The organism is Moorena sp. SIO4A1, assembly GCF_010672065.1.
Lineage (GTDB): Bacteria > Cyanobacteriota > Cyanobacteriia > Cyanobacteriales > Coleofasciculaceae > Moorena.
Genome location: NZ_JAAHHX010000009.1, coordinates 40260 through 56577 on the forward strand (window position 1 = coordinate 40260; position 16318 = coordinate 56577).

At 44.0% G+C, this 16318-nt stretch carries 17 protein-coding genes; 10 read left to right on the forward strand and 7 right to left on the reverse strand.

Annotated features, from left to right (window positions below; all coding sequences use genetic code 11):
• Positions 1-216: 216 nt before the first annotated feature.
• The 6 genes from gpmI to F6K53_RS09560 all read left to right on the forward strand — a co-directional run bounded on the left by gpmI (position 217) and on the right by F6K53_RS09560 (position 5771).
• Positions 217-1815, forward strand: a complete 1599-nt coding sequence (gene gpmI / locus F6K53_RS09535; RefSeq protein ID WP_293064487.1) for a 2,3-bisphosphoglycerate-independent phosphoglycerate mutase — start codon at positions 217-219, stop codon at positions 1813-1815.
• 77 nt (positions 1816-1892) lie between these two features.
• Positions 1893-2123, forward strand: a complete 231-nt coding sequence (gene secG, locus F6K53_RS09540) for a preprotein translocase subunit SecG (protein WP_008191847.1) — start codon at positions 1893-1895, stop codon at positions 2121-2123.
• Positions 2124-2140: 17 nt separating this feature from the next.
• A complete protein-coding gene (locus tag F6K53_RS09545; RefSeq protein ID WP_293064255.1) occupies positions 2141-3010 on the forward strand; it encodes a peptidase in 870 nt (289 codons plus the stop codon).
• Between the two features lie 107 nt (positions 3011-3117).
• Complete coding sequence (locus F6K53_RS09550; RefSeq protein ID WP_293024593.1) at positions 3118-3252, forward strand: hypothetical protein; 135 nt, start codon at positions 3118-3120, stop codon at positions 3250-3252.
• Between the two features lie 690 nt (positions 3253-3942).
• Positions 3943-5466 (forward strand): carboxypeptidase M32, encoded by a 1524-nt coding sequence (locus F6K53_RS09555; protein WP_293064258.1) that lies wholly within the window; start codon positions 3943-3945, stop codon positions 5464-5466.
• 161 nt (positions 5467-5627) lie between these two features.
• Positions 5628-5771: a hypothetical protein gene (locus F6K53_RS09560; protein ID WP_293080456.1), complete on the forward strand. Its 144-nt coding sequence runs from the start codon at positions 5628-5630 to the stop codon at positions 5769-5771.
• On the opposite strand, the gene F6K53_RS09565 is transcribed toward F6K53_RS09560, so the two are convergent.
• Positions 5749-6027, reverse strand: a complete 279-nt coding sequence (locus F6K53_RS09565; RefSeq protein ID WP_293064260.1) for a hypothetical protein — start codon at positions 6025-6027, stop codon at positions 5749-5751. The genes F6K53_RS09560 and F6K53_RS09565 overlap by 23 nt on opposite strands.
• A gap of 108 nt (positions 6028-6135) precedes the next feature.
• On the opposite strand from F6K53_RS09565, the gene F6K53_RS09570 reads away from it, so the two are divergent.
• The 3 genes from F6K53_RS09570 (at position 6136) to mnmH (ending at position 9482) form a co-directional block, all read left to right on the forward strand.
• The gene (locus F6K53_RS09570) at positions 6136-7482 is read left to right on the forward strand and encodes a transposase (protein ID WP_293064262.1); all 1347 of its coding nucleotides are present in this window, start codon (positions 6136-6138) and stop codon (positions 7480-7482) included.
• Positions 7483-7517: 35 nt separating this feature from the next.
• Positions 7518-8255 carry a hypothetical protein gene (locus tag F6K53_RS09575; RefSeq protein WP_364300886.1) on the forward strand — a complete coding sequence of 246 codons (738 nt, stop codon included), beginning with the start codon at positions 7518-7520 and terminating at the stop codon, positions 8253-8255.
• Positions 8256-8411: 156 nt separating this feature from the next.
• On the forward strand, positions 8412-9482 hold the full coding sequence (gene mnmH / locus F6K53_RS09580) for a tRNA 2-selenouridine(34) synthase MnmH (protein WP_293024597.1): 1071 nt from the start codon (positions 8412-8414) through the stop codon (positions 9480-9482).
• A gap of 161 nt (positions 9483-9643) precedes the next feature.
• Here the strand turns inward: mnmH and F6K53_RS45750 are convergent, their stop codons facing one another.
• The 3 genes from F6K53_RS45750 to F6K53_RS09590 all read right to left on the reverse strand — a co-directional run bounded on the left by F6K53_RS45750 (position 9644) and on the right by F6K53_RS09590 (position 11393).
• A complete protein-coding gene (locus tag F6K53_RS45750) occupies positions 9644-10333 on the reverse strand; it encodes an adenylate/guanylate cyclase domain-containing protein (protein ID WP_364300889.1) in 690 nt (229 codons plus the stop codon).
• A 78-nt stretch (positions 10334-10411) separates the two neighbouring features.
• The gene (locus F6K53_RS45755) at positions 10412-10867 is read right to left on the reverse strand and encodes a response regulator (RefSeq protein WP_364300783.1); all 456 of its coding nucleotides are present in this window, start codon (positions 10865-10867) and stop codon (positions 10412-10414) included.
• A 91-nt stretch (positions 10868-10958) separates the two neighbouring features.
• Positions 10959-11393: a hypothetical protein gene (locus F6K53_RS09590; RefSeq protein WP_293024599.1), complete on the reverse strand. Its 435-nt coding sequence runs from the start codon at positions 11391-11393 to the stop codon at positions 10959-10961.
• A gap of 266 nt (positions 11394-11659) precedes the next feature.
• On the opposite strand from F6K53_RS09590, the gene F6K53_RS09595 reads away from it, so the two are divergent.
• On the forward strand, positions 11660-12319 hold the full coding sequence (locus tag F6K53_RS09595; protein WP_293024601.1) for a PEP-CTERM sorting domain-containing protein: 660 nt from the start codon (positions 11660-11662) through the stop codon (positions 12317-12319).
• A gap of 197 nt (positions 12320-12516) precedes the next feature.
• Here F6K53_RS09595 and F6K53_RS09600 read toward each other — a convergent pair whose 3' ends face one another.
• From F6K53_RS09600 to F6K53_RS09610, 3 genes are all read right to left on the reverse strand, one after another.
• The gene (locus tag F6K53_RS09600) at positions 12517-13326 is read right to left on the reverse strand and encodes a peptidoglycan-binding protein (RefSeq protein WP_293024603.1); all 810 of its coding nucleotides are present in this window, start codon (positions 13324-13326) and stop codon (positions 12517-12519) included.
• Between the two features lie 140 nt (positions 13327-13466).
• Entirely contained in the window at positions 13467-14741 is a 1275-nt protein-coding gene (locus tag F6K53_RS09605; protein WP_293040457.1) for a pitrilysin family protein, read from the reverse strand.
• Between the two features lie 258 nt (positions 14742-14999).
• On the reverse strand, positions 15000-16286 hold the full coding sequence (locus F6K53_RS09610) for a pitrilysin family protein (protein WP_293064270.1): 1287 nt from the start codon (positions 16284-16286) through the stop codon (positions 15000-15002).
• Positions 16287-16318 lie beyond the last annotated feature (32 nt).

A 16318-nucleotide genomic window follows, 5' to 3' on the forward strand; every position in this document is an offset into this window, starting at 1 on the left:
CTGAGTAAGGCTTATAGAATTTAGATGGGTTTGCCATGATTTCCGAGTATAAATTCCTATTAGCTTGGGGTAGTCAAAACCTTTGCTAGGAGAAGATTTAAGCATTATCCTCACTCTGGGAGCCGAAACCTAATAAAAATTGAAATTTATCATGAATATGCGGATTTTGAATGATATGATCGCGGTGAAATTAAGAGTAGGATAAAAGGCGATATGATGAGGCAAGCACCTGTTTCTCCTGTGGTGCTAGTTATCTTAGACGGTTGGGGTTACCGCGAAGTAACTGATGCCAATGGGATAGCCCTAGCAAACACCCCTGTAATGGACAGCCTCTGGGCGGCCTATCCGAGTACATTAATTCGCACCTCTGGAAAGGACGTGGGACTCCCAGAGGGTCAAATGGGCAATTCGGAAGTGGGGCACTTGAATATAGGTGCTGGGCGTGTGGTGCCTCAAGAACTTGTGCGCATCTCTGATGCGGTGGAAAATGGCACTTTAAACGATAACCAAGCTATTGTGCAAGTATGCCGAGAGGTTAAATCTCGGGGTGGGAAGATGCACATCGTGGGTTTGTGTTCTGAGGGTGGGGTACACTCCCATCTCAATCACCTCCTAGGATTGCTAGCGCTAGCCAAAGCCCAAAATCTATCTGAAGTTTATATCCACGCGATTACCGATGGTCGTGATACTAAACCGACCGACGGCATTGAAGCAATTCAAAAAATTCAAGATTATATTGATCAAGTTGGCATTGGATGCATAGCCACCATTAGTGGTCGCTACTACGCCATGGATCGAGACCGACGCTGGGAAAGGATTTCAAAAGCCTATGAAGTTATGACTCAGGATGGTCCTGGAAATGCTATCTCAGCAGTACAATTCCTCAAGGAGTCTTATGAGTCAGAAATTACTGACGAGTTTATCTTGCCCACACGGCTTACTCCTGGAGCTGTGACAGCAGGAGATGGAGTAATTTTCTTTAACTTCCGCCCAGATAGAGCCAGACAGCTGACCCAAGCCTTCGTGGATCCTAACTTTGATGGCTTTGAGCGGGAACAGATCAAACCCCTAACCTTTGCCACCTTTACCCAGTATGACCCCAGTTTTCCGGTATTGGTCGCCTTTGAACCTCAGAACTTGACTAATATTCTGGGGGAAGTTATATCCCAGCATGGGTTGCGCCAATTCCGAACTGCGGAAACAGAAAAATACGCCCACGTCACTTACTTTTTTAATGGTGGTCTAGAAGTTCCCTTCGAGGGTGAAGACCGGAAATTGGTGCAAAGTCCGATGGTACCAACCTATGATAAAGCACCAGCCATGTCAGCTAAGGAAGTGACCGATGAAGTGATCGCAGCCATCGAAAAACGCATTTACTCCCTGGTAGTGATTAACTATGCCAACACTGATATGGTGGGCCATACTGGCAATGTGGAAGCCTGCATAGAAGCAGTGGAAACCGTAGACCGCTGCCTAGGACGCTTAATTGATAGGATTATTAAAGTTGGTGGCACTACCCTCATTACTGCTGACCACGGCAACGCCGAGACTATGCGTGATGAGACAGGTAATCCTTGGACAGCTCACACGACCAACCCAGTACCCTTTATCCTAGTAGAAGGGGAAAAATTAAAAATCCCTGGACATGGTACAGAAGTTGCATTGCGCTGTGATGGATGTCTGGCAGATATTGCCCCGACCATCTTGGAAATCTTGCAACTTCCCCAGCCAAAAGAAATGACTGGGCGTTCTATGATCCAACCCGCTAAGTTGGAAGTCCGTAATAATCGGACACCCGTGCGAGTTTCTCTATAACACAGGAAGTTGAGAACCCCTTTGTTTTAACCGAGGGAGAGTTCAAAACTTCTCAATGCCGTAATATTGTCAAAAGAATGGTTAATCAAATCCTGCAAATTATTTGGGTTTTATCTGGCTTGGGTCTGATTATTTTGGTTTTGCTCCATAGTCCCAAGGGAGATGGCCTTGGCGGTATCGGTGGTCAAGCTCAGCTGTTTACCAGCACCAAGAGTGCTGAAAAAGCCCTGAACCGGGTGACCTGGATCTTGGCGATTACCTTTATGAGCTTGACAGTGATTTTAAGTGCAGGTTGGTTAAACCAGTAAATAATTAGAGTTAAACCTTGGGGAGTAGGTGGGATAAAAACGATCAGCAGCTATGGATAGCCCTGTTTCTAGGGGGTGTCACTTGTCTGTTAGTTATGTTGATTCAGTCCAGCACCGCAGCCGGTTTATACCTAAAGTTTAACCAATTAACAGAAGCCTCCTCTGCTATCGTGGCTTCGATGCCAGTCACCTCACCTGCCCTACCAGCTCCTAAGCCTCACCCTCTACCAAATCCCCTTGCCCAGTGGCAAGACCCTACCGGCAGCGGTGATTATTTTGCTGAAATCAAGGGGACTCCCTTAGGTTATCTGATCTGGTCTCAGTTTCCCGTGAAGGTTTATGTGGAACACCCCCAAGCACCTGCTGTGGTTGATGCTAAGCACCAGCGCTTCCAACAATGGGTTGATGCGGTGTTAAAGGCGGTGGCAGAATGGGGGGTGTATTTGCCCCTAGAACTAGTTGACCAGCAGGAATTAGCAGATATATCGATTTTGCGATCGCGCCCTCCTCTAAAAGTCTCCTTGAATCGTGAGACTGGAACCTTTGATTGGTCTCGCGCTCGCTCAGCCGTTACTCGCTATGAATTTTACCTGGGGCAATCCATCAGGGCACCAGAGCAAATAGTAGATAATCTATTATTACATAAGTTTACCATACTTCTCTCCCCTGAGCAATCCATTGACTACACCCTTGCCACTGCCCGTCACGAACTCGGTCATGCACTAGGTATTTGGGGTCATTCTCCTTTAAAAACTGATGCGCTATACTTTTCCCAAGTTCGCAATCCCCCGAGAATTTCTGCTAGAGACATCAATACCCTCAAACGAATATACGAACAGCCAACTCGGTTGGGATGGCCTTTGATTAAGATAAAAGGTAAAAGGTAAAAGGCTTGCATCCATAGGACAAGCCCCAGCTAATATCAAGTCAGGTTGAATACCCATAATTAGAGGGAGGGTGGGACCCACCCCTAACCCCTCCCAGGAGGGGAAGTGTGGGGAGGGTGGGAAGTGTGGGGAGATGGGGAGATGGGAAGATGGGGAGATGGGAACCCACCCCTAACCCCTCCCAGGAGGGGAAGATGGGGAGATGGGGGAGATTTTTATTAAGGGTAATTATCCCGACATGATATAAAACGAAAAATCAAGGTTTTTACTAATAGGTTTTTACTAATAGGTTTTTACGAATAAGTTTTACTTAATAATTTTAAACGAATAGGAAAAAGCGAACTTCGGATCACAGAACTTCAGATTTACAGAGGTTGTACACGGAAAGGGTGCATAAGTCCTGATCCAAACGAGAGTGCAATATAGATTCGTTGTCAGGTCCTACTTTCGGCGAGTATTGGGGAAGCTCGAAGCTAGTGGCTGTGAGCTTCAGTCGGTAGGAATACTTACCACTGTGCCAATAGCTCGAGCAATTGTCTGGTTTTAAGGGATTACACTATACTAGTAAGTTTTTAAGAAATGGCACAATAGTAGTTCGAATACTATGCTATAACACTCAGTTATGGGTATGACGTTTTCATAGCCATCAGCATCTGAGTTAGTTACTTAGCTTTACCAGAGTGCTCGTACCAAGTTGCAGCTTAAATCGTAACGAGAGGAAATAAGGACTTGGGAATTTTCACCATTGTCCGATAAGTAAATTGCACTTGAAAAACGCAACTTGGTCTTAGCTTTCAGCCCACTTGTCTGATTCATTAGTATCGGAGATTTTTGTGGGTAAGATTTTTATTTTCGGTCGTCAGGTGTACATTTACTATTCGGCAAAATACCGTAACCCTAAACTAATAGCCTGAATGTGTCAATCTAGCATCATGCAGACTACCGAAAAAACTCAACCGAAACTTCTCAACCTCAAAAAACGCCTTAGTGAAATTAACGACTTAGAAGCAGCCGCATCTTTGTTGTACTGGGATCAGGCAACCTATATGCCTCCCGGTGGTGCAGCTGCTAGGGGACGTCAGCTGGCTACTCTACAAAAAATTGCCCATAGTAAATTTACTGACCCAACCATGGGCGAACTGCTGGAAGGGTTACGCCCCTATGAAGAAACTCTACCTTACTTTTCTGACGAAGCTAGCTTAATCCGCTGCACTAGAAAAAATTACCACAGAGCCGTGCAGGTGCCAGCGGAATTTATGGGAGAATTCTCTGAACATCGGACAGAAACGTACAGTGTTTGGGTAAAGGCAAGAGCTACCAACGACTTTGCAGCGGTGCGTCCTTACTTAGAAAAAACCCTTGACCTCAGCCGTCAAATGGCTTATTTTTTCCCTGGTTACGAACATATCGCTGACCCGTTAATTGACTTTGCTGACTATGGGATGAAAGTCTCTATTTTGCGGACGCTTTTTTCTCAGTTGCGAGAGGAATTAGTGCCAATTGTGGAGGCTATTACTGCCCAAAGTCCCACGGATGACAACTGTTTACACCAACGATATCCTGAAGAGCAACAGTTAGATTTGACTCTCAAGGTCATGAAGCAAATGGGATATGACTTTGAGCGGGGAAGGCAAGACCAAACCCATCACCCATTTATGATCAACTTCTCTACCGGTGATGTGCGCATTACGACCCGTGTTGATGAAGATGACCTGAGTCAAGCTCTATTTAGCAGCATCCACGAAATGGGTCATGGTCTTTATGAGCAAGGAATTAGACGAGATTTGGAAGGCACTCCTCTTGCCTGTGGGACATCTTCGGGTGTCCACGAGAGCCAGTCCCGACTTTGGGAAAATATAGTTGGGCGTAGTCGGGGCTTCTGGAAATTTTTCTATCCCCAAGTACAATCGTACTTCCCCTCTCAACTGGGTAATGTTTCCCTCAATGCCTTTTATCAGGCCATCAACAAGGTGCAGCGGTCTGTAATCCGCATGGATGCTGATGAGGTGACTTACAATCTCCACGTCATGATCCGCTTTGACTTAGAACTGATGATGCTTGAGGGTCGGCTGCAGGTGAGGGATTTACCGGAAGCCTGGAATGAACGCTATCGTGAAGATTTAGGGGTTGTTCCCGAGAATGACAGTGACGGGGTGTTGCAAGATGTTCACTGGTACACTGGTCAGATTGGGGGAATGTTCCAATGCTACACCTTGGGTAACTTGATGAGCGCCCAGTTTTTTGAAGCTGCAGTAACGGAACAACCTGAAATTATACCAAAAATTGAGCAAGGAAACTTTAGTACGCTCCATAATTGGTTGAAGGACAACATTTACCAACACGGTTGCAAATACACAGCAGCTGAATTGATTAAGAGCGTCACTGGTACTGCTTTACGCATCGATCCATTCATCAGCTACATCCGGCAGAAGTATGGGCAGCTTTACATGCTTTAATATTTGTTTGTGCCAAAAAAGTGGTTTTGCGAGAACGTTGTCCATATATCTAAAAGAATATCTATTCCTGATCTGTAGTGCGCGGGAATCACTATTCTTTAGAGGAATTTTTTATAGGGTTGTTGGTTTAAATATAGTTGACTTGTATTTGGGGAGTTTCAATGCTCAACCTAATTCAGGATGTTCTCGAAAGTGACGAAAAGAGCGATCTACGTCACTTTACCAGCCAGTTAAAAACCGCAGAACCCAGGTATTTACTGCGCAACGAAATTCTGGCTGCTTTTAACAAAATAGGGGGAGTTTGAGGGGGCGAAATTCTCCCACCTGGCCGTAGGCCACGCTACGCGAACGTTCAGGTGGGGGATGGATAGCCCCTTGGCCAAAGGCCACGCTACGCGAACAAATACTAGAAACCTGTTTCCTGACCCAACTCTCTATATATTCTCCAACGCTTACCCCGGAGTCTTTAGCTGCGAGCTGTAACCATTTCCAAGTAGTGTCTGTAAGCCAGATTCCGTGTTGTCTTTTTAGCTCGTCATAATGAGCAGGTGCTCCTCTCATTCTTTTCTGAGGTTTTTTCCTTCTTGTACTTGACATTTCTATTTATCATCAACTATACTAATAGTATAACAAACAAAAAACACAAGATTCAAGGGGGTGATTCCACTTATGGCGACTCTCAGGCAGACATTCCGTCTATATCCCAATAAAACGGCTGCATCAAAGATGTTTTATGCAAGAAAACTTCACCAATTACTCTACAATGCCGGGATAGCTGATCGCCGCTATGAGTGGAAAGCAAACAAAAAATCTATTGGATACCTTGAGCAACAAAATTGTTTACCCGATTTCAAGAAGTGTTGGCCGGAATACAAGGAGTTGTATAGCACTTCTTTGCAGGCCACTCTGAAGAGAGTAGATTTTGCCTATAACCGCTTTTTTCAAGGGTTAGGTGGAATTCCAAAATATAAGCCAATCCGAAAATACTCTGGATGGACTTATCCCAGTAAAGCTGGGTGGAAAGTTAATGCTGATGGGAAGAATGGTACCTTAACTCTAAACGATCTTGACCTAACTATAAAAATGCGTGGTCAGGCAAAATATTGGGGGACTCCAACGACCTTAACTATCACTTACAAGCCTGGTGTCAATACTTGGTATGCTTCAATAACTGTCAAGACAGAAACTCCTAATCCTAAATATGGGTCAAAATCTGACTTAACTTACGAGAAGATTGTAGCCTATGACCTAGGAACTGAGACAGCTATTACAGCTTTTAATGGCAGTGAGTTTGAGGAAATAGCTAACCAGCGCTTCACAAAGACTCTAGAAACCAAGGTGAAGGCAGCCGGGAAGGAGAAACGGAGGAAACAGGCTCCTAATTTTAAAAAAGGCATAAAAGCGTCTAAGCGTTGGAAGAAAGCGAACAAAAAGGAATCTCAGCTAAAAAGAAAAGCTGGATTAGCGCGCAAAGATTGGCAACATAAGGTTACGTCAGATTTATCTAGTCGTTATGACATCGGCGTAACTGAAAAACTCAACACGAAAGGGATGACCCGAAAAGCAAAAAAAGGGTCAAAAAGAAAGAAGCAAAAAGCTGGATTGAACAAAGCCATTTTAGATGTAGGATTTGGCACTCTAAATAAAATGCTGACCTACAAAATCAAACTAAAAGGTGGAATTGTCCTTCAACTACCGACCAGAAAATTAAAGCCATCTCAGCGTTGTCCAGAGTGCGGAAAAGTTCACAAATATTGGGCTGAATTGTCAAACAGATACCATGTTTGTAACGCTTGCGGGTTTGAGTTTGACAGGGACAAGACAAGCACAATGGTAATGTTCAATGCAGCTAATGGAAAGCAGCCGGGGTACGGGACTGACCTCGAAAAACGTGGATTTTCTAGCTCTACTTCAAAGGCCAGTAAGCATACTGGATCTATGAAGCAACTAGGAAAGATGAAGCGTCAAAAATCACGCTCTAAAGACGGGTCTGCTGACACCCCGTCCTGGCCGTAGGCCACGCTACGCGAACGTCCAGGGCGGGGTAGTTCATTGAATACTGCACTAACCACAAAAAATCCGAATACTTTTATCATTCTTCTCATTTAGGGAAGCTGATTTATTACACCCAAGAAATTATTCTGGAAGATGAAAGTCTATGCTTGATTATCCGACCAAAAATTGCGGCTAAAAGAGCTTTCCGTCTGTTTGAAGACTTAAGGGCGCAAGAGGTTACACCAGAGGAACTGCTGAATATACGCGATCGCTTTGTCAATCGCTACAACCCCAAGGTCGGGGAGGTTCTCCAGCTGGATTTTCAGCCGTTTTATGACTACAGCCCAGTCATTCGCGATCCCAAGAATATTGGTAAGGGAGTCCGCTTCCTAAACCGCTATCTCTCCAGTAAACTCTTTCAAGACCCTGAGCAGTGGTTGGAGTCGTTGTACGGTTTCTTGAAAGTGCTTTATTTCCAAGGAAACCAGCTACTGATTAACGAGCGCATTCACAATCACCAGCAACTCTCAGAACAGGTGAAGTTGGCCTTGGAATTTGTAAGCGATCGCCCAGACAGCGAATCCTATGATAAATTCCGCTTTAAGCTGCAAGAGATGGGTTTTGAAGCAGGCTGGGGAAACACGGCTAGTCGGGTGCGGGAAACCTTGGCAATGCTGGATGAATTGATTGATGAACCGGATGATAGGGCATTGGAACAGTTCCTATCCCGCATCCCAACGATTTTCCGGATTGTCCTGGTATCGGTTCACGGCGTTGTTCCATCTGATTTATAAGCCTCGGGCTAAAAAGCTTTTGGAGGAGCATATGCGTCGATAATAGGATTAAGTGCGTCAGTGCTCAGTGTTCAGAGTAAAAACTCACCAGTGTCAACTACCGCACACTGAGCCATTGATGGCACTTATTTCAGGAAACAGAGAATTGAACATCGAATGCAGCGATCGCATAACTATACCCAGCAGCCAAAGGAAGAAGACTACAGCGAAATTATTGATGTGCGCTCCCCGAGTGAGTTTGCTGAGGATCATATGCCAGGTGCGATTAATCTACCTGTGCTCGATGATCAGCAACGGGCTAAGGTAGGGACTATCTATAAACAAGTGTCTTCCTTTGAAGCTCGTAAAATTGGTGCCTCTCTAGTTGCTGGGAATATCTCTAGACATCTGGAAAGTCACTTTGCTGCTAAGGATAAAAATTACCATCCCTTGGTCTATTGTTGGCGGGGTGGACAGCGTTCCCAGAGTTTGGCAGCAGTGTTAGTTCAAATTGGCTGGCAAGTTACAGTTCTCGACGGGGGATACAAAACCTATCGAGCTTATGTAAGGGAAGAATTAGAACAGTTGCCACAACAGTTTACTTACCGGGTATTGTGTGGACTAACGGGTAGTGGGAAAACCCTGATCTTGCGGCAACTTGCTAAGCAAGGTGTCCAGATGCTGGATTTGGAAGAGTTAGCAAATCATCGAGGTTCGCTGCTGGGTCAAGAGTGGGAAGGTGAACCATTATCTCAACCGTCACAAAAATGGTTTGAATCCCTGCTATTGGAAAAATTGCAACGCTTTGATGTCGATAAGCCAGTATGGGTAGAAGCAGAAAGCAATAAGATTGGAAAAATTTATTTGCCTCATTCAGTATGGCAAAATATGAAGGATGCTAGGTGTGTGGAAGTTGAGTTACCCCTGGCACGTAGAATTGAATGGTTGTTGCAAGAGTATCCTCACTTGCTTACTAACCCTGAGTTTTTCAAAAGTAAGCTAGAGTGTCTAAGGTTTCGCTATGGCTGGAAAAAAATTAACCAGTGGTATGGGATGATTGATGGGGGTCAAGGTCATGCTTTGGTAGGAGATTTGCTTGAAAGTCATTATGATCCAGCTTACCGCCGCTCGATTAGTAAGTGTTATGGAAATGTAGTATCGACGTTACCGATTGTGGATTTATCAGAGCACAGTGTTCAGACTTTTGTCAATAGTTTAGTGTCTTGGACAGAATTATGCTCAGGATAGTTAATCAGCAAGTCAATATTTTATGTCCGAGGACTTATCAAATTCGGATGATTACTTACTGATAAAAAAGAATGATATCGTGTCCGGTTGTTTCGGTTAAGTTCATAGTTGAAGTTTTTTACTCATTACCCTCAATTATTGCACAATTGGGCAACGCTAAATTATGACTCATGTAACGCTTCTGCCCGTTCCCAGTCCTCTGGCACCCCATAGTTTTGAGACTTTTGGCAGCGTTTGACATAGAGCATGGCTGCTTTATCCTGGGGATTAGTTTGTAAAACTGACTGAAATATCTGTTCAGCTTGGGCGAAAGCTTGCCGATGGTAGAGAAATGCAGCTTGTTCAAAGTTACTCTTAGTTTTTATCTTTAACTGCTTCAGTTGCGGCTGATCTTGATCAAATAGCTCAAATACTGCCACCGGTTTATTTTTTACTTTAACTTTGACTCGATCCAGAAACCTATAACTGTACTTTTGAAACTCATTCAGGTTATAGAGGGTTTGTTGGCTAATCATAATCCCTGCACCATAAAGTTTGGTTAATCCTTCCAAGCGGGAAGCAAGATTCACTGCATCAGAAATAACCGTACTTTCCATCCGCTTTTGTTCACCGATTGTTCCTAGCATTAAGCTACCTGTATGTAAACCAATACCGATAGTAATCGGAACATAATCACTTTGGCACCGATGCTGGTTGTAGACCGCCACTGTTTGTTGCATCTCAAGTGCACCTTGAACCCCATCATCCGCTGACTCAGGAAAAAGTGCCATCACTCCATCTCCAATGTACTTATCAATAAACCCGTTGTGAGCCCGGATTGCTGGACTAACTCGACTCAGATAACTATTAATAAAATTAAAGTTTTCTTGAGGAGATAACTGTTCTGATCAGCTGGTAAAAGATCGAATATCAGCAAAAATAACAGTCATTTATTTTTGAACATAGTTCCCTAATTTAACATCAACAATACTGTCATATCCCAGGAAGCGCAAAAAGTCATGGGGGACAAACTTACCATAAGCAGAGGTAATTTTATAAAGCCGTAGATGACTTTTAATTCGGGCTAACAATTCATGCTTATAAAAAGGCTTAGTCAGATAATCATTTACCCCACAAGTAAACCCTTCCACCAAATCAGAAACTTGATTGTTGGCGGTTAACATGATCACCGGAAGTTCACTGGGCAAAAACTTCTGGCGAATTTTTTCACAGACTTCATAGCCGGTCATGCGGGGCATCATCACATCCAGTAATATCAAGTCAGGCTGGAAACGACTTGAGAGAATTTCTAAAGCTTCTAAACCATTAGTGGCTGTAGCGATCGCATAATTTTCCATGGAAAGATAATTGCTAATAACCTGGCGGTTGACTGGTTCATCGTCCACAATCAAAATTTTGATATATCCACTGTCTGCTGCTAAGGCTCCAGTGAAGTTCGGGGTTTCATTGGTGAAGTCGGGGACTGGAGCGATGGATTCAATTGGTGGAAACTCTTAGTATCAGTGTACCATCATCTAATCGTTCTGCTCCTAGGTTGTCTTTATTCTCTAAGCCTAATCCAGTAAATGTAAGGGTATTAAAGATCTGAAGCTGCTGCCAAAAGTAACGCTCTAATTCAGGAATATCTTGCAAATTCAATTGACCTAGATTAATGGCAGTGGCATTAATCTGATTAACTAGATGAGGAATGGTTAGGTAAGCCTCCAAATTCTGCTCAACCCGAGCATTGACTTCTTCAAGCAGTTGAGTCGCAACATCATTAACCGCTGTCTTGCCGTTTCTATAGGACAGATATCCCACAAGTCCCACTGCTGCGAAGATTTGCAGGACAAATGGTATGACCAAGATCAGGGGAAGGGTAACTTTCCCAGAAACCTTGGAAACCCCTTGGGCTAAAGATTTGAATAACATTTGCTTGTGCCATCCTGCTTGACTGACAAATCGTTAGGAGTTACATTCACAGAATTCCCAGAAATCAAGAAAAAGTAGCGTCAGCACCCTTGACTGAAGTAAGGAGGCTTAAAGTCCTTTATTTCCTGATGCCTGAATGCTTAAAAAGGACTTAATAAATCTTTATCTGGAGTATTGCCTTTTTTGTGATAAAATTCTCTCACCGAAGTATAATAGAGTTATTTTTACATTAACTCTAATGTTAGTTTTGGTTTGGAACTATTAAAATGCTTACTTTAAAAGGGTTCTCAGTGGCTACAGTTGCCGTCGTTTTGAGCAGTTGCTTAATACCTGAAAAAGCCTTGGCTAGTCGTCTTGATTTCACAGCTGAAGCGATTGGCAGTTCAACTCCTTCTACAATACTAAATGCCAGTATTGGTCAAACCCTACAAAACGGCGATTTTACCATAGAAAGGACTGGGGATAACACCACCCTTGGTAATGGGATTGATGAAGATACCAGTTGGAGCTTTGATTTTTCTGACTTGGCGACATCAATCAATGACTTATCGCAAGCGGAACTAATTTTAGACCTGACACCACACAACGCCCTGATTACTACCGATTTATTTGGTATCATAGGATTGGATACTATTACTATTGATCTGATCCGCAATCTCCCAGTAGGAACTAAGCAATCGCTGTCTTTAAATTTACTGGAGTTTTACGACTCAGGAGAAATCGTGAACGTCTTTAATGCCAATAGTGGCAAAATTCCGGTATTTTATGGAGATGATGCCATTGTATCTCGTGCTGAGCTGTCATTGTCTACAGGTGAAAGAGTTCCCGAACCTGCTTCTACCCTAGGAATTTTCGCTTTGGGGGCTTTAGGAATTAGTTCAGTATTGAAGCACGAACTCAAACAGCAGAAACAAGCAAAGCAGTAATCTTCATCAAGATTGATAACTAGTCAACCGGACACAATATAACTAAAAATATAATAAAAATATAACTAGTGTGTTGTTGACGGTTGATTAGTGAACTGTTAACTGTTAACTTTTCACTTTCAATCGTCAACCATGGCCTTAAGGCCGTAGGCCACGCTGCGCGAACGGCCACGCGTGCGCGTTCAACAAAAATTTCATCAACGTAGCAAAGCATTCCAAGTAGCAGGACCAACAATGCCATCAGGTTCTAGTTTGAACTTGCGCTGAGCCGTTTGTACTGCGGCTTTCGTAACCTCTCCAAATACCCCATCTACTGTGGCTTTTAAAAAACCAAGAGATTTCAGTCGCCTCTGCAATTGCTGGACTGCTGGACCACGCATACCTTGTCGGAGAATTGGTAAGGTTATAGCGCTAGGCTTAGTTCTCTCAACAGTGACCGCATTGCCTGTTGTCGTAGTGCGATTACCAAAGCTAGTGCTGGTTGCTGGGGAGGAAGGGTTGGAACTAGTTGTGGTGGTTTGGGTAATAGCTTGTGTGATGGAAGGCGTCGGAAAGGATGAAGCTGAGATGCCATCAGAGGTGGTCGGGGGTCTTATACTTGCTGAGGGTAAGGGATTTGAAGTAGAGGTTGAGGATGTTGGATTGGGTGGGATGCTCGGAAACAGAAGATTCCATTCAGCAGCTCCCATGATGCCATGGGGAGTCAAACCCGCTTCTTGCTGCAACTTGGAGACAGCCATCGCAGTATTATCTCCATAAAACCCATTTACCTCTCCTGTGTAATACCCTAATAATTTAAGAACTGCTTGTAATTCAGATACTCTTTCCCCCTCACTACCAATATCGAGAGTTGGTCGGTTGATTTTGACTGGGGTAATTGCTTGAGCCAGTTTTGGGACAACGCCATTGGCTTCAAGGGCAACTGCTGGCAAGTTCCCTAAGCTAAGGGCTACTGATCCAAAGATAGTTATACCGATGATGCTGTTAGTGGTGTGTATAGAATCCATATCTTTACAGCCAATTAAATCTTGTCACGACTTAATTTAACTTTATCGATTCAAGCGGATTTATAGACAACAATATATTGAGATCTCCCCCGGTTAAAAGGTAAAACACGGGAGAGACCTCAAGTTTTTAGTTTGCTCTGTTAACCGAGGAAGTTGATTGCTTCAGCAGGTCCGACTAGAGAAATATAAGGTTCAATGAAATAACGATTAGCTGCTGCTTGAGCCATCTCTGGAGTAACCCTTGTCACATCCTGTTGAAACAGGGTATCAAACTCAACTCCTAGCCCGATCGTCTCATACCAGCCATAGACTTGAGCTAGCTGACCATTAGTTTGTTTACCTAGTGCATACTGACCAAGAAGCTTATTTTTGGCAACTTGCAATTCATCCTGACTCAGTTGTTGAGAACAAAGACGTTCCACTTCGGTAACCAGACCAACCAGGGCAGTTTCTGTATTTTCCGGTGCTGTCCCCATGTAGGCTATAAACGTAGAAGCCGACTGGCGTGTCGGAAACAATGCTGAGACATCATAGGCTAAACCCCGTTTTTCTCTGAGTTCTACAAACAAGCGGCTAGAAAGACCATTGCCCAGGTAGGTATTCAGGAGTTTCAGCGTAGCAAAGTCAGCCTCTTGTACGGCTGAGGTAAGATAACCCAGCATCACAATGGACTGCTGCGTCTCTTGGGCAGTGGTCACTTGGCAGGGTTTTGCAATCGGGGAGGGTAAGGAGGGTTTGCTCAGGGGTGTATCGGGAACTTGCCAATCCCCAAACACTTGCTCCACCTGCCCAATCGCATCTTCTGAGTTAATACGACCTGCAATACTAATTATGAGGTTATCAGGGCGGAAATAAGTCTGATGATAGTGTTCTAAGTCAGCTCGACCCAGTGTAGATACGGTAGCTTCTTCTCCCAACACTGAAAAGCCGTAGGGATGGTCTTGATACATTGCTTGTCGCAATTGCTTATAGGCAATGTTAAAGGGTTGCTCCTGTTGCGCACGAATAGTTTGAATGGTTAGGTACCTTTCTAGGTCTACTTCAGCATCTGGGAAACTAGGCGATCGCAAAATCTGCCCTGCTAGCTGTAACATTTCAAACCAGTCAGCTGCAACGGTTTTCAGGGAGAGTAGAAAATAATCGTTAGCCGCATCAGCACCAAGTTGAGCCCCCATAGACTCGACCCGTTCGGCAATGTCTATAGAGGATAAGTCTTGGGTTCCCTTGGTCATAACTGCTGAGACGAGGTGAGATAGCCCAGCTTGGTTTGGTGGATCGAACTGACTACCTGCCCGAATAAATAGACGGCTGGCAATGATATCAGCAGCAGCATTTTCAACTACAATCACCACGATGCCATTATCTAGCACTGTGCGATGGATATTCTGTTGTTGCTTTAGTGTGATATTAGGCATGATAGTCTTAAGTCTTAGGCTGGATAGTTTTAGGTTTTAGGCAAATTTCAAATTTCAAATTTTCAATGCACGAATTTCAACTTTGACTACATGCCTTTGTGAGGATTTACTACCTTTAATTAGTTACAATATAAGCTATCCTGTTGATGATTGTGATAGCTCAGGCGATAGATATAAATATACCGCATCGGCTAAGTGCATTAGGTCTAAATCTCTGAGCTTTTGAATCTCAAAATGAGTTACGATTTCAGCTATACTTTAAGCCATACTGTTGAGGATTGTGATAGCATAGCGATGGGGAGAAAGATACCGCTGGGCTAAGTGCATTACGTCATTAGCTGTTAGCTTTTGAATCTCAATCGGATAACTATAGGCTGCTTCTGCTGTAGCAATAATGTTGTAGTAACCATACAAACCAGCAAGTTGACCAGCAGATTCTGTGGAAAAAATATAGTCGTTATAGAGCTGACGTTGACAGCGTTTGATTTCTGTGGTTGACACTGGTGTCTGTTGCAATTGCCACAGGTGTTCCCTAATTATTGCTTCTACCTGTTCTAGGTACTCGGGTTCTAGGTAGGCGGTAATAGTAAACAAACTCGAATCACGCTGTAGAGAGAAGCTACTACCAATGTCTTGCACTAATTGTTTCTCTTCCCTTAATTCTCTTACCAAGCGAGAAGAGCGTCCATCAGCCAGGAGCACAGAGAGTAAATCCAAACCACAAGCATCCCCAAGCTGATCTATCCCTGGTCCGTGCCAAGCCATCAATAGACGTGAGTGCTCCAGGCGAGGCAAGTTTAGTTCCTGACGCCTAATTCCGATAAATGGTGGTTCAGCTATCACCTCTGGTTTAGGACAATCAGTGGGGGAAGGAAAATCTTGAAATGACTGGTTAACTATAGTTAATGCTGATTCTTGGTCAATATCACCTACAATCACCACAGTCATATTTTGCGGCTGGTAATGGCATTGGTGGAAACAGCGCATTTGTTGGGGAGAGTGAGCCATCAAATCCGCTTCAGTACCCAGAATCGGTCTGCCATAGGGGTGACGTTGGTAAACGCTCTCAGAAAGAGCCTGAAATCCAACCCAATCAGGATTATCGTAGCTGCCACGAATTTCTTCTAACACCACACACCGTTCCCGGACAAATTCTTCTTCAGGAATAGCAGGATGCAAGAGTAATTCTGCCAAGGGAGGCAGGGTGTGTTTTAAGTACTCAGAAGCACTGGTTACGAAAAAATGAGCAAAGTCATGGCTAGTAGCCGCATTCGTTACACCACCGTGGCTTTCAATCACATAGTCAAACACACCAGGAGCAATGGTCTCGGTGCCTTTAAAAATCATGTGTTCCAAGAAGTGAGCCATGCCATACCATTCATCTGGTTCTGCGATCGCACCAGCACCAACCCACACATCCGCCACTACTACTGGTGTAGCGCTTAGGTATTGATGAATGACATTCAAGCCATTGGTCAGTTTGAAAACACTAGCAGGAAACTTTACTTGAGGTAGGGGCTCAGATAACAATGCTTCTAATCTCAATGTGTAACTTTTTACATGATATTACTTAACGT